This is a genomic window from Salinibacterium sp. SWN139 (genome assembly GCF_015864625.1).
In the GTDB taxonomy this organism is placed as follows: domain Bacteria; phylum Actinomycetota; class Actinomycetes; order Actinomycetales; family Microbacteriaceae; genus Rhodoglobus.
The window spans coordinates 1-13,731 of the sequence record NZ_JADYWV010000003.1 but is presented as its reverse complement, the minus strand read 5'-3'; the positions used below and the strand labels follow the sequence as shown (position 1 = coordinate 13,731).

The following is a 13,731-nucleotide window of genomic DNA, read 5'->3' as shown; positions in this document are numbered from 1 at the left end:
CGACGCCGGGCGGTGCCCGGTACGGCGCTTTTGCTTCCGAATCAGCAGAGTTAGGGCGGGGCGTGTTCGAAATGAGATTTTTTGGGCTTCTGGCAAGCATGCCCTTTCTTGCTGGTGAGTTGACTTCAGTCGAGCGATGCCTACATTGCGCTTCTTCGAGGTGCGGTCCGGACGTTTCCCGCTCGCCAAGCAAAACCAGACGGCTACCTCGTGGCTGAGCGCGAGAATGCTTCCTACAGCAGGAATGGATACAAGACATCCGATCAAGGCGGCTTGATCGATGCGGGAAGCGGTTATCGCGCCGTGGTGGTGGATACACCCTCGAGTAGGGAGTTTCGTGACTTAATAAGTTGCCGTCGGGATGTTGAGTTGGCGAAGGCGTTTGCCAATGCGTTCATCCAAATGGGGGTCGAATCCGTCGAAAATGCGCGTGAACCCTCTCTTGCCTTATGGATCGCAGCGCTCACTAGCTACGGGCGAGCCTTTAAATCAAGCGTTCGCACTGTAAAGCCGAACGCGGAGATATTCGACACTAGTGATTCCGAGTGGCACAACTACTTAGTCAATCTTCGAGACAAACATGCCGCGCATGCCGTGAACGGTTACGAGCAGGCGTTTGTCCTCGCATTTATAACCGACTCGTCGTTTGCTAGACGAAGTGTGGATCGAGTAGGCCACGTCCACGTCGATCTTTTCCCGTCAGAAGAGGAAGTACGAGCAGTAAGTGCCCTTAGCGGCAAGCTCCTTGGCGATCTAAACAGTCGCATCCGAAAGATCCGTCCTGTAATTTCGCAGGAGGTTGAAGACATGGGCCTTGATGCCGTCTATGCGCTTCCTCCTGCGCTCGTGCCTATCCACGATCCCGCGGCCGTAGCAAAGCGAAGAATGTGACTCTCGGCTCCTGCCTATCTGTTCCATCGGCTTCCGGCTGAAGGCAGACTTGCGACGCACGTCCCGGCCAGCATCGGAAAGCCGATTGTGCCGTTCACATCAATGAGCACCCGCTCTCGCGGCGTCGCAAAACCGCAATTACATAAAGCTGTGTGTGCGAGCGGCGCCAGCGCCCTTTGCGCACGTGCGCACGCAGACAGTCTCTGTGGCGTTGTCATTGGTGTGCAGGTTGTGCTCTGAGTTGCGTGATGCGATCGTCAGCGAGGCTACGGCTGTGGGCAACAACCGCAGCGCTGGGCACCGACTCCGCACAATATGAGCATTCCTAAGGCCGTGACGACCATTGCCGATCGGGTTCGCCAAAGGGGTCGCCGTGACGGAGCTGACCTGTCGCGCGACAGAGAGTTGGCGTCGCGGTATGTGCGCGACGAGGTGCGCCTCTACAGCGAACGTGCGCTGGGCGGTTCGGTGCCGCTACTTACAGACGAAGCCCAGACCGCCCGCGAGGCGGTGGCGGCGTTGGCCGGGTGCGGTTCGCTCCAACCGTTCTTCGCTGGCGACACCGTCGACGCATTCTGAACTAGCGCGCTGAAACACGTGGACCGCGATTGCCTAGCGTCTGCACGTGTCTTAGCGGCCCGTTTGAGGCGTTGGAACCGACGTCTTTTGTTTTGCTCATTGTGCCGCGGGAATCACTTCGGCACGGTGAGGCAGGCAAGAGGTGACAGCGGTCACAGCTAGTCTTGTGGGCATGGGAAATGTAACGTCGATCGATGCTTCCCGGCCGCGGGCGCTGGAGTTCTTTGCTGGTATTGGTCTTGCAAGGATGGGACTGGAATCCGCAGGATTCCGAGTCGCGTGGGCCAACGACTACGAGCCTGACAAAAAGGCGATGTACGACGCTCAGTTCGGTGAATCGGATGCTCAGCATTTCGCGCTTGGCGACGTGGGTAAGGTCGTGGTCGATGACCTCCCACGTGACGTTTCTCTCGCGTGGGCCTCTTCCCCATGCACGGATCTCTCTTTGGCGGGCAACCGGGCTGGGCTAGCTGGCGCACAATCGGGGACGTTTTGGCACTTCATTCGACTGCTCGACGAGTTGAAAGACGACCGGCCTGAGGTCGTAGTCCTGGAGAATGTGATTGGTCTCGCAACTTCTCATGGTGGTGACGATCTTGCCGCTGCCATCCGAGCGTTCAATAATCTCGGCTACTCCGTGGACGTGCTATCTATCGATGCTCGTCGGTTCGTTCCTCAGTCTCGGCCCCGACTGTTCCTTGTCGGCGCGCAAAACCCGCCCAACGACGCGCCAGTGCCGAACTCCGAACTGCGCCCCGACTGGCTTCAGTGGGTTTACGGCGACGAGACCCTTCGAACACACCGAGCTGCACTTCCCGCGCCGCCGGCACCCAAGACTGAGGGTTTTGGTAATGAGGTCGAACAGATGCCTCTTGATGACGAGCGCTGGTGGGATGCCGATCGCACCGAGTCGTTCGTGGCTTCGCTCTCGCCAACCCAGCTTGACCGCGTCGCAACGATGAAGCGCGGTACCGGTGTGAAGTACCGGACTGCTTATAGGCGTACCCGCAATGGTGTTCCCGTCTGGGAAGTACGCGCCGACGACATCTCAGGGTGTCTCCGAACTGCACGTGGCGGTTCCTCCAAGCAAGCCGTCGTCCGGATGGGAAACAAACGCCTGCAGGTGCGCTGGATGACACCTCGGGAGTATGCGCGCCTGATGGGGGCCGGCGACTACGACTTGACTGCAGCACGCAATAACCAAGCACTCTTCGGTTTCGGCGACGCAGTTGCCGTGCCCGCGGTCGCCTGGTTGGCGGAGAATTACCTGCTGCCGCTGGTCAATGGTGAGATGAAAGCTCAATCCACGCTTTCGGTTAAGGCTGTCTAGTGGCGAGTACAAGCCGTCCGCGCACTGCTGCTGCGTCGAAAAAGCCAAAGAAGAAGGAGCTGCCTGCTGGAGTCGTGCGGGAGTTTAGGAGTCTGTTCGACGTCGCAAAGAAGTTCGTAGACGACAGCGGCCGAAGAGTTGCATCGGCTAAGTGGGGTGTTTACGCGTTCTACGACTACGACGGAGAACCGATCTACGTCGGGCAGACCAAGGAGAGTCTCGCAAAGAGGCTCAATCGTCACTTGACAAACCAGAGAACCGACGCAGTTGCAATGCGTATCCTCGATGTGTTTGAAGTAGCCGAGCTCGAGGTCTGGCCACTCTGGCAGTTGGAAGGCACGCCCGCTAAGCGGGTCGACAAGGCTGCATTTGAGGCTGCCCAAACAATGCTTGACACGCACGAATACTCGGCTTATCTCCGAGCGATCGAGAATAGCAAGTTCGGGGCGATCCTCAACGAAAAGATCCCCCCTCAGAATCCGCCGATCGACCTGCCTGAGTCCTTTAAATTCACACTCATCTCGGACCAGACGCGCAAGGAGCGAGGGCACCCTGATGTGCGGATCGCTCGCCGGGCGGAAACGCTCGCCAGACTCGCCGCAGTCGCTCATGAGCGGGGCGAAGTTTCTGCCGGTCTCAGACGAGTACTCGTGATTCAGGCAGTTCGGCTTGCTTACAAGGCTGCAGAGCGATTTAACATTGCGGAGGGCGAGCCCGCACCAGATCCCAGCGCAATCTCGGTCGAGGGCTTGATCGGCTCCGTGCTGTACCCCACTGGCGATGAAGGCAGCGGAGACTAAGAGTTGTACGTGCTCGCGACAATTTGCAGGACGTGTTTGCGCTGGTTGAAAAGTAGCCACGAATAACGACCGGCCTGCCAATTTTAGGCGGTTCGTCTGCCAATATGCTTTCAGGACTCGGTTTGCGACTGCGGCCGGGCGTGATCGAGCAAAGGTGCAACATGACCGACGGAGTTGGGACTCTTGATACGCGACTGGTGGGAGATCTCGCCCCCGGCGTGGAGGCGCTGATCGCGGATTTTGTCCAGGTGTGCAAACCGGTCGAGTCGCTGCCGATACTTGTGATGCAGGACAACGCTACCGGGGCTTACTTTGTCGAGGTGCATCTTCTGGCCGACACGCTGGCTCCTGCTGCCACTGTCGATGTCGCCCTGGATCCCGACGATTCTGCCGAGTACCGCGCGAACCGCGACGTGGTCGAAGATCATGTGGCGTTTGCCAAGATGAAAGAGGATGCGAAGGGTGCCCGCGCCTTCAGTAACTTAGTCTGCGAATTCACGAGAGCGTACGACGAAGGCCACCCGCTGAAGATCATCGGCGGCCAACATCGATTTACTGCGATTCTAGAGGCCCTCAAAGATGGCGTAAACGAACACCATGGGGTGAAGCTCTACTTCGCGCTGGACACCGAGCAGCGTCTTGACGTCCAGTTGATTTCTAATACGAACATTGCGGTTTCGACCGACTTGTTTGATCGCATGACCGAGACCCTCGCCGGGCCGGAACTGCGCGAGTGGTGTCAGAAAGCAGGCCTTCTCAACTCCGGCGAAGACTTCGCGGATCGACGGGTTCGCGGAAACCCGATCACTGTTCGTGCCGCCCGAACTTTCATCGTGAATTATTTCCGCGGCCGCGAGGTGGATCCCAAGAAATTTGATTCGACAGCAACCACCCCGGTGCTGCTCAAGTCTGGTGTGGAAGTCGACGAATGGGCCGCTCTCAAGGTGCAAAACCCCACGATATGGGAGGACAAAAACTTGGCTCTTGCAGGGAAGGAGTTTGCTCTTCTTATAGACGCCCAACGCTCGCGCTTTCTGACCGCTGCAGGCAAGCTGAAGCCGGGGGCCGCGGATTCGGCTGATAAGGCGATGAACTATGCAGTGCTGAGTGCGTGGGCTTACGTTGCTGGCGTGCTCAGTAAAAACAAGGCGCGCCAGAAGCGTCACTTCGAATTGAGGACGGTCCAGGGCAAGGATCCGCTCAACGCACCAGCTCTCGCGAGAGGCCGACACAAGACGGACCAAGATAACTACCGTGGCCTCGGGTATCGCACCGATGCGAAGGAGCGCGGCCGCCTCGTCGAGCTGTTCTACTTGCAGGCAGTGGATGGCTCCCAGATCACGGGTGCGAAGATCGATCTAGCAATTAAAAAAGCTTTCGCGAAAGAGGCGTTACTTGAGGTTTCGAGAGCCTCGGAAAAGGTGAAGCCGTCATGAGCACCGAGGTAGATAGTTTCTCCATTCAGCTTCTGGACGAGGCAAAACGCTTTCTGGAAAAGGCCCAAGCGGCAAGCGACGAAGAACGGGATGCTTATCTTCACGCGGCTCTGATGGTCGGGTTCAGCGCCCTTGAATCCCACCTGAATGGGATTGCTGATGAGTTATCTGCCCGCCCCACGGCTAGTCTCCTGCATAACGCGATCCTGCTTGAAAAGGACGTCAAGATTGAGAGCGGCGTATGGGAGCTCGGAAGAGAGAAATTCTATCGCCTCGAAGATAGAATTGCGTTTCTGACCGCCGAATACTCCAAGAGCACCCCCTCAAGCTACGGCTGGTGGTCCGTTTTACGCGAGGGGATAAGAGCACGTAATTCGCTTGTTCATCCTCGCGAGGTTGTTGCGTTAGAGCCGGCCGATGTTGAACGGTTCCTCGCTGCAATCATCGGGGCCCTAAACGACATCTACTTGGGCATTTTCAAGAAGGGTCATCCCGCCTTCAATCGGGGGCTCCAATCAAGGATGACCTTCTGACCCCACCCTTCGGAGAGGAACAAAACCCAGCTGCATTTCTGCCGTTGAGGTCTTCCTATGCTCGGACTCAGCTGAATTACTCGGCCCGTGCACTGACCGGACTACGACGGCGATCTCAGCCTTGAAACGTATCGGCTCGCGCATCACTACTCACTCATATCTTTTGGTTTGAGGACCTCGCGCGAACTGTCGCGTTAGTCGTCGCGTTATCGGCGTCGCCATCGGCGAGGACATTTCCGGCGTCCCTTCGGACGACCTGACAAACGTTTCTATCGGATTCCACGACGACTGTTACCTCTGTCAAAGCCTCCCTGCGTCTGCCAACGAGATCAGTGCCAGACAGAAGATCCAGCTTTGGCCCAAAGCGATTTAGCACGCCTGTAGGACGGGGTCGTGTCGGGCACAACCCGCAGCGGCGAAACCACAATTCTCAACACGCTGCCGACGGCAGGCTAACGGACCGGGCTCGTCGTTGCGCTCGAAGACACTTTTGAACTCAACGCCGCCCTCGAGACAACATCGGAATGCGGTTCCGCGACCTTCCTTGAGAGCGCGGCCTAGCTCAGTCGGCACTCGTGCTGCAGGTGGGGTTCTAGCGCCGCGCAACCTGCAGCGCGGCCGACACCGCCCGCGCCTGCTCGAGCGCCGTCGCGACGGGAGCCACAACATCCCGCTGCACGACCTCGTCGACCGCGGCGAGAAGACGGCGGCGGGTGCGACGCCGACGACCGCCAGCAGCGACCGCGCTGAGCGCCGCCGACAACAGGCCCAGCACAATGCCGACGAGCACTGCCGCAATCAGCAGCAGTGTCGGTATCGCCCATCCAGTGAGCGGACCTTCCTCCACCGCGGGGAGCGGGAACGCCGGCAAGCCGAAGGTCGGCAGCAGCGCGGTGCCTACCAACCAGAGCGCTCCACCCAATCCGGCGATCGTGGCGATCCACTGCACGATGCCCACGAGCACCCACCACCACGAACCTTTCGCGGGCAAAGGAGTGCGGGCAATAGCAAGATCGAGAGTGGCCGGCAGAGCGTCGAGGGCGTGCTCCGCCGTGGTGCGCGCGGCAGCTCGCCACGGGGCAGAAACTCCGGCCCCGGCGTCGTCAGTGAACGTGCGTACGGCCATCGACATCCGGGCCTGCGCGCCAGCGCTCAAGAGCGGCATGCTCGTCCGGTGAACATCGGGGTCATCGCCACGACGCTTTGGGCCAAGACCCAAGCGAGTGAGCGGGTCAGCGCGCAAACGACCAATCCACGACACGAGCGGCCACCCGGTGGCCTGGCCGGAACGCTTGCGATACGAACGAGCAACAGCGGATGCCACGATGTCGACGCCCGCAGCGGTCCCGACCTCATCGCGCAGCCGGCCGGCGCTCTTCGGGCTGACCCTCTGCGGCGAACCCGGATCCTCGATGCGGGCGGCAAGGGTCTGCACGTCAGCGCTGAGCCGCGCATCCCGCACCGCCTTCGACGCCGCAAGATCGCCAATCGCCTTGCGCAACGCGTCGATACCCTCACCCGTGCGGGCACTCACGGGCAGCACTCGGGCGCGGGGAATGCCATCACGTTCAACGATCGTCTGGAGCGACGTCACCACGGCGGCACGATCATCCTCACTCAACAGATCAACCTGATTGAGCACCACCAGAGTCACAGCGGCGTGCTTGGCGTGCGGCGCGATGAACTGCGCGTGCAACACATCGTCGGCATACTTTTGCGGGTCAACGACCCAGATCAGAGCATCCACTTGCCCGGCAAGACGCTCGGCAACAGCACGGTTGCTGGCCTCAACGGAATCCACGTCGGGCAGGTCGACAAGCACGAGTTTGCTCGCGCGAGCGTCAAAGGGCGTCGGCCGCTCGACACGTTCGCGAACCTCAAGCCAGTCGAGCAGTTCGCTCGCGCCGGCAGCCTCCCACGTCACCGCGAGCGCTTCGGATGTGGTGGGGCGGCGCACGTGCGCGACCGCCACCTCGTCACCCACGAGGGCATTCACGAGACTCGACTTGCCCGACCCGGTAGCGCCAAAGACGCCGACCACGGTGTGTTCGGGGGAGCGGGAGCGGCGTGCTTCGGTCTGCGTCAGCAGGGCACGGGCATCGTCGAGTACGTCGGCGGGAATACGTCCGGCGCCCGCCTCAGTAACGGTGCGCAGCGCGACAATTCTCTCGTCAAGGTTCGGCTTAGCGACGCTCACGAGTTGTCCTCCGCAGCACGCGCGACATCGGTGAGCAGTGCCTGCGATTCGCGCCGCAGTGAATCAGGTGTTGCGCCGAACCTCAGCGGCTCCAACGCGACACTCAAGCGCGCGAGCTCCGCGTCGAACAACACGCGAACCCGCGCGTGCAGATCCTCGCGGGCTTCGCTCGCCAGTTGACGCACGGCATCCTCACCAAAGATCGTCTCAAGCAGCTTCTGGCCGAGCACCGCTGACCCACCCGCAATCGCAATCTCGCCGCCGGTAAGACCACCGGTCGAAGCGAATACGACCACCATGAGGGCAACCGTCACGACGTTCAAACCGAGCGAGAGAATGCGAGCCCGGATGCGCTTATCACCCGCATTGTCGTGAATGAGCTGCATGAGTGCGCCCTGCCATTCGCGAATCATCGCGGTCGTGGCCTGGGGTAGTTCGGGGCTTTCGCTGGCCAGTTCCGGATGCCGTTCAGCGATGGCCTTGCCGGCCACGCTGCGTTCGAGCCCGGCCCACGCTGCCGCAGCAGCGCGCCCCGCCTGATCAACGATCACGGTCTGCAGCCCGGTTTCGATCTGGGTTTCGACTTCAACCACGGGGTTGGGGGCTCCGGTGATCCACGCCGTTGCGCGGTCGCGTGCCGCCGAAAACCACGAGTCAACTTTTCTGAAGAAGTCGGAGGTGCCGACGAAGTCTTGCCAGCGGGCCAGCACTTCGCCGCGCATGAGTGCGCCGTTCTGCGTGGCGGCGTCCACCGCGTCGAGCGCGGCGTCGTAGTGCGCAACGGCGGCAGCGCGCGCAGCGTCGAGCCAGTCGAGTTGCTGCTGCCGAGCATCCGCAATCACGAGAACCTGACGGTCGAGCTCGCTGATGGCGCCGCTGAGAGTGCGGGCGGCGATGCGCGAACGTTCGGCCCGGTCGCCCGCGATTCCGGAGAGCCACTCGCGCGGCTGTTCGACGGCGCTGGCGGGCAGCATGCCCAAGTCGTCAAGACGCTGTTCTTCGATGGAGAAAACGGGAGCGTCGCTGAGGCCGCGGTCTGCGAGCATGGTCTGGAGGTCGGGAAGGATCTCATCAAGAGCGCCCGGCGGCACCCGGTTGAGCACAATGCCGACGGTGATGGAGCGGGCGGCAGCGCTTTCGAGGAGGCGCCACGGCACGGCATCCGCATAGCGATTCGCGGTCGTGACGAACAGCCACAGGTCGGCGGCGGCCAGCAGTTGGGTGGCAAGCGCCCGGTTCTCGTCGGCAACCGAGTCAATATCCGGGGCGTCGATGATCGCGAGCGAACGGGGAACACTGTCGTGCTCGAGAAGCATGAGTTCACCGATGCGTGATTCTTCAGGCGTATCGCCCGCGCTCGACGCGGGCGTTCCGGGAGCGCTGATGCGGCCGCGCACACGCGCAAGACCGGGAAGAATGCGGTCGCTCGCGAACCATCCCGCATCGACGGGAGCGTGCACCAGAATCGGCTGCCGAGTCGTGGGGCGAATAACGCCGGCGCGGGTCGTCGCGACACCGAGCAGAGCATTGACGATTGTCGACTTGCCTGAGCCGGTGGAGCCACCGACCACCGCGAGGAGCGGTGCATCGAGGTCTGCCAAGCGGGGTCGGATGTAGTCGTCGATCTGTCGCACGGCGGCTGCGGCAGCCTCGCGCTGCGTTACAACGCCGTCGAGGTCGAGGGTCAGCCCGGCATCCGCCAGAGAGGCCCGCAGGCGCTCAAGCGAGAGGATCGCGGGCGCACTGTTATCGGTCACGCCTTAAGCATGCCGGGTGCACGGCCAGTTCGCTAACTTTTGTTGTACACAGCGGCGGCGTTCTCAGACTCCGTGGCGTGCCGGTGTCGCGCGGAGGTGCCCACCGTTGGGGCCACCGCGCCATCGTTATCCTTGGCGGGCGCTGGTGCGTCGACGGAGCGCGATGAGAGCGAGGCCGGACAACAGCAGCAACGCCGTGGCGCCCAGGGCAGGTGTCGGATCGATTCCGGTGGCCGCGAGTTCTGCAGTTGCGGTAACCGTGGTGGCCGCTACTACGGCGGCCCAGGTCGCGACAAGCGTGATGGGAGCGGTGACGGGAGAGCCGAAGTTGTAGCTGGTGCCGTTGACGGTCCAGCCGGAGAAGGTGTATCCGTCGCGGGTGGGGGCGGTGGGGGCGGTGACAGTGTCGCCAGCGACGATCGCTGCAGCGGGGGCGCTGATGCCGCCGGCCGCATCGAAGCTGACGAGGTAATTGAACCCGATGGCGATGCTTCCGCCTTCACCGACTAAGGAAGTTGCAGCCGAGTAGCCGACCCCGGTCGGAGTGACCGTGTTGGTTATCAGGGATGCTCTAGGGCCTCCGCCATCGAGTGAGGCACCAGTATTCGGGGTGCCGTGAATATCCAGGGTGCCCGGGTTCCCGTCGTCGCCGCCGCCGATGCCAGCGGCGTTGCTTCCTCCGGTTGCGGTCGTGGTGCCGCCGGTGATGGTGGTCGTTTCGGCGCCAGAGCTAAACGGGCCGCCCCCGATGCCAGCACCGCGCTCGCCGCCGTTTGCGGCGACGGTGCCTCCGTTGATCATGGTGATGCCGCCACCGGCGCCATCGCCTCCGCCGATACCGGCGCCGGCGGAGCCGCCGTTTGCGGCGACGCTGCCTCCGTTGATCGTGGTGATGCCGCCGTTAGCGAATTCGCCTCCGCCGATGCCGGCGCTGCCATAGCCGCCGTTTGCGGTGGTGGTGCCGCCGTTGGTGGTGGTGGTGCCGCCGCTGCCGTAGTAGCCCCCGCCGATGCCGGCGCTGCCATAGCCGCCGGTTGCGGTTGTGGTGCCGCCGTTGATGGTGGTGGTGCCGCCGCTGCCGTAGAGGCCTCCGCCGATGCCGGCTCCGAAGTAGCCGCCGGTTGCGGTGATGGTGCCTCCGTTGATGGTGGTGGTGCCGCCGCTGCCCAAGGAGACACCACCGATGCCTGCTCCGGATAAGCCGCCGGTTGCGGTGATGGTGCCGGCGTTAATGATGATGGTTCCGGCATCGCTGGCATCGACGAGGGCGCCGGCTGCGGCACGGCCTCCGATCCCGGAAGCGCTGTCTCCGCCGGTCACGTTGAGGGTGCCTCCGCCGGTGGCATTGATGATGAGTGTGGAGGTGCTCGGCACGCCGATTGCGGCCAGAGGGCCACTTGGGCTGGTGATGTTGAGCGTGTACCCATTCAGGTCGAGGGTGATTGCCTCACCATCGTCGATCGCAAGCGAGTCTCCGCCGTCAGAGTCGATATCGGCGTCGAGCACGACGGTGTCGCCGTCGACTGCGAACGCAGTCTTGAGTGCACTCCAGCTGTCTACGGTGACGCTCGCAGCGGTCGCGGGCACCGCGACGGCGAGAGCCAAGGGGATGGCCAGCGCGGTTGCGAGCGCAGCGGACTTGACAAATGGGCGTGCCAGCATGAGTGATCTCCGGGTGATCGTTCGGAACATCGTTCATCCCGCAATGGTTATCTAGAAGCTAGCAGGTCGATGCTCACCTCTGGGCGCTCGAGTGACCCCACTTATGGTGTGTGTGGTTTCGCGTCGCCGCAGGGTGGTAATTAGGAACCGAGCATGCCGGGGCGGCGCCACTCCGCCAAGCCTTCTCACTGTGCGTGCCGCTGTCGAGCGTCTCCGGAACAGCAGGAGTCCCGGAGACGCCCTTCGAGAGCGCTAGTGTGCCGTGCCGACTGTTAGCCGCAGCTCGCCGTCTTGGCCCAACTCGTTGCGGAGACCTGCGAGAGACTCGTGATCGTCGCGTCGCCCTGACCGAGGTAGCTCAGCGATCCCTTCGCGTAGTAAGGGTTGTAGGGGTTGAACCCGTACGCGAACGCGCGCCCAGCGGCGGCATGCTGCGCGTTGGTGGCAGTGAAGCACGTCACAGGATCGGGCGTCGGCGTCGGAGTCGGGGTAGAGGTGGGCGTCGGCGTCGGAGTCGGGTCAGGTCCGGGGGTGCCGGTCCGATCAACGCGGCGGTTGTTGTCGAAGAAGAACCCCGTCACATACGCCGGGTAGTCAACGCTGTTCGCATTGATATACGTTCCTCCGGTTCCCGCTCCTGCTGGCCAGTTGTGGCCGAGGTTCGAGTTCTGAATTACCGATACCCGCGGCCCCGTGGCATCCGAGTAAAGAGTACCCGAGCCGGCAGTGTTGTTGCCGGCCAAGCCGCTCAAGCTAAACGTTGACGTGCTGGATGCCCCGTAAATGCCCGCCATGATTTGGCCGTTGAGAGTGTTGTATCCCGTCGACACGGTGCTGTCGTTGCTGCCATAAATGACCGAGGTGAGCTGGGTCGAGAACGCCGCAGAGTTAGCGCTGCCGAAGCTGGTGCAGGTGTTCGTTCCCTGCGATTTCGACACCGCGACACTCGAAATCTGGCCAGAAGTGGTGCCCACCGTGGGGCCGGCATTGATGCCCATTCCCGCAAAGATGTCGGGGGCGAGGCATCCCATCACCATGGTTTCTCCACCGCCAGATGACAACCCGGAGATATAAACCTGATCGGCGTCGATACCCAGACTGGCGCGCGCGGTTAGGGTCGTGGCGAGGTTCAGCAGGTTGTCGTCGTGCCGGGCCGGATTGCTGCGGGAGTGATTGGAGTCGTAGTAATCCCAGCATCCGAAGACGACGCCACCGTTCGGGGCATCGGGGAGCGCGACGACCATTCCATAGTCTTCGGCAGCCGCTACCCAGTTGGCGTTCGCTTGAAAGTCGCTAGCCTTCTGGGCGCAGCCGTGAAGGCTGATCATGAGCGCACGCCCGGCAGGGAGTTCGGCGGCAGTGGATGGTGTGTAGATGCGAGTGCTCATCCCTGCAACCGTTTCGGTAGCCCAGGTTCCCGGAACGGCGGCCGAACCGCCGGGATCCGACGAGTTGCTGCACCCGGGCAGCATCTCGAAACCGGGCGGGCACGTGATCGCGTGGGCCGCGAGGGGCGCTCCTGCCAACGTGGCGCTGACCAGGGCGAGAGAGGCGAGTACTGCCGGGATGGTGAGCCGGCGTTTAACAGTGGACATTCGGAATACCTCCGCACGTCGCAATCCGGTCTTCGCTCCGAGCGTCATTGCGCGGATGTCCCGAACGGACTGCGCGCCGCGAGAATATCGCGACGCTAACGGCTGCCACGGTGACGTGTCAGTCCGTCTAGATCAACCTACTCTGAAACCTGAATCATGTCTCATGTTTTCCACAGGTACTGCGATGACGCTGGGGGCGGCTCCTAGAATCGTCGTGGCCTGCGCCGCCGCAGTCCTCCCCGACGAGAAGGATGTTTGTGTTCCCCACCGCATTCCCGGCCCCGATCATTCCTGCCGCCGACTCCGTACCCGCTCTGCGCTGGGGCATCATGGCTCCCGGTGGAATCGCCGCGACCTTCGCCGCCGCGGTGCAGTCGCACACCGAACAGAAACTTGTGGCTGTGGCATCCCGCAGCCTCGACCGTGCCCAAGACTTTGCGAAGACCTGGGGCATCGAGAAAGCGTACGGCGACTATGCCGAGCTACTGGCTAACCCCGACGTCGACGTGATCTCTGGCTGCCACGTTCGGGTTGCTGAGTTGTCAAACGGCTAGCCGCAGTTCGCCGTCTTGGCCCAACTCGTTGCGGAGACCTGCGAGAGACTCGTGATCGTCGCGTCGCCCTGGCCGAGGTAGCTCAGCGATCCCTTCGCGCAGTAAGGGTTGCAGGGGTTAAACCCATACGCGAACGCGCGCCCGGCGGCGGCGTGGGCGTCGGAGATCGTTACCGCTGAGGAGCGTTGCCGCGGCGATGGAATGCAACGAGAGCGATTCCCATCAGCAGCAGTAGCGCTGTGGCGCCCAAACTGGGCATTAGGTCGATGCCGGTCGCTGCGAGCTCTCCGGTGACCGCGGCCACTTCGGTCCAGGTTGCGGTGAGTGTGATTGGTTCGGTCACGGGGGTGGTGAAGTTGTAGGTGGTGCCGTTGGAGGTCCAGCCGGTGAAGGTGTA

12 protein-coding genes are annotated in these 13,731 nt (G+C 62.2%); 7 read left to right on the top strand and 5 right to left on the bottom strand.

What is annotated here, in order from left to right:
- The first annotated feature begins 210 nt into the window (after positions 1-210).
- The 6 genes from I6E74_RS10050 to I6E74_RS10025 all read left to right on the top strand — a co-directional run bounded on the left by I6E74_RS10050 (position 211) and on the right by I6E74_RS10025 (position 5,569).
- Positions 211-891, top strand: coding sequence for a hypothetical protein (locus I6E74_RS10050; RefSeq protein ID WP_197125355.1), 681 nt, complete (start codon positions 211-213; stop codon positions 889-891).
- 315 nt (positions 892-1,206) lie between these two features.
- The gene (locus tag I6E74_RS10045) at positions 1,207-1,470 is read left to right on the top strand and encodes a hypothetical protein (RefSeq protein ID WP_197125353.1); all 264 of its coding nucleotides are present in this window, start codon (positions 1,207-1,209) and stop codon (positions 1,468-1,470) included.
- A gap of 172 nt (positions 1,471-1,642) precedes the next feature.
- Entirely contained in the window at positions 1,643-2,800 is a 1,158-nt protein-coding gene (locus I6E74_RS10040) for a DNA cytosine methyltransferase (RefSeq protein WP_197125351.1), read from the top strand.
- Positions 2,800-3,600 (top strand): GIY-YIG nuclease family protein, encoded by an 801-nt coding sequence (locus tag I6E74_RS10035; protein ID WP_307784450.1) that lies wholly within the window; start codon positions 2,800-2,802, stop codon positions 3,598-3,600. Before I6E74_RS10040 ends, I6E74_RS10035 begins: the two co-directional genes overlap by 1 nt.
- A gap of 161 nt (positions 3,601-3,761) precedes the next feature.
- On the top strand, positions 3,762-5,036 hold the full coding sequence (locus I6E74_RS10030; protein ID WP_197125349.1) for a hypothetical protein: 1,275 nt from the start codon (positions 3,762-3,764) through the stop codon (positions 5,034-5,036).
- Positions 5,033-5,569, top strand: coding sequence for a hypothetical protein (locus I6E74_RS10025; RefSeq protein ID WP_197125347.1), 537 nt, complete (start codon positions 5,033-5,035; stop codon positions 5,567-5,569). The genes I6E74_RS10030 and I6E74_RS10025 overlap by 4 nt, the downstream gene beginning before the upstream one ends.
- Positions 5,570-6,161: 592 nt before the next feature.
- On the opposite strand, the gene I6E74_RS10020 is transcribed toward I6E74_RS10025, so the two are convergent.
- The 4 genes from I6E74_RS10020 to I6E74_RS10005 form a co-directional block, all read right to left on the bottom strand.
- Entirely contained in the window at positions 6,162-7,766 is a 1,605-nt protein-coding gene (locus I6E74_RS10020; RefSeq protein ID WP_197125345.1) for a GTPase, read from the bottom strand.
- Positions 7,763-9,523, bottom strand: coding sequence for a dynamin family protein (locus tag I6E74_RS10015; protein ID WP_197125338.1), 1,761 nt, complete (start codon positions 9,521-9,523; stop codon positions 7,763-7,765). Before I6E74_RS10015 ends, I6E74_RS10020 begins: the two co-directional genes overlap by 4 nt.
- A 126-nt stretch (positions 9,524-9,649) precedes the next feature.
- Positions 9,650-11,185 (bottom strand): InlB B-repeat-containing protein, encoded by a 1,536-nt coding sequence (locus I6E74_RS14600; protein ID WP_197125336.1) that lies wholly within the window; start codon positions 11,183-11,185, stop codon positions 9,650-9,652.
- A 272-nt stretch (positions 11,186-11,457) separates the two neighbouring features.
- Entirely contained in the window at positions 11,458-12,780 is a 1,323-nt protein-coding gene (locus I6E74_RS10005) for a PHB depolymerase family esterase (RefSeq protein ID WP_231604981.1), read from the bottom strand.
- A 257-nt stretch (positions 12,781-13,037) separates the two neighbouring features.
- Between I6E74_RS10005 and I6E74_RS10000 the strand changes: the two genes are divergently transcribed.
- A complete protein-coding gene (locus I6E74_RS10000; RefSeq protein ID WP_307784449.1) occupies positions 13,038-13,334 on the top strand; it encodes a Gfo/Idh/MocA family oxidoreductase in 297 nt (98 codons plus the stop codon).
- A gap of 169 nt (positions 13,335-13,503) precedes the next feature.
- Here I6E74_RS10000 and I6E74_RS09995 read toward each other — a convergent pair.
- A partial coding sequence (locus tag I6E74_RS09995; protein ID WP_197125327.1) for a hypothetical protein occupies positions 13,504-13,731 on the bottom strand: 228 nt, incomplete at its 5' end.

Bases quoted from the DNA above. Each gene is read 5' to 3' on its own strand.
- I6E74_RS10045 (WP_197125353.1), top strand. From the start codon at position 1,207: ATGAGCATTCCTAAGGCCGTGACGACCATTGCCGATCGGGTTCGCCAA.
- I6E74_RS10040 (WP_197125351.1), top strand. From the start codon at position 1,643: ATGGGAAATGTAACGTCGATCGATGCTTCCCGGCCGCGGGCGCTGGAG.
- I6E74_RS10030 (WP_197125349.1), top strand. From the start codon at position 3,762: ATGACCGACGGAGTTGGGACTCTTGATACGCGACTGGTGGGAGATCTC.
- I6E74_RS10025 (WP_197125347.1), top strand. From the start codon at position 5,033: ATGAGCACCGAGGTAGATAGTTTCTCCATTCAGCTTCTGGACGAGGCA.
- I6E74_RS14600 (WP_197125336.1), bottom strand. From the start codon at position 11,185: ATGCTGGCACGCCCATTTGTCAAGTCCGCTGCGCTCGCAACCGCGCTG.
- I6E74_RS10005 (WP_231604981.1), bottom strand. From the start codon at position 12,780: ATGTCCACTGTTAAACGCCGGCTCACCATCCCGGCAGTACTCGCCTCT.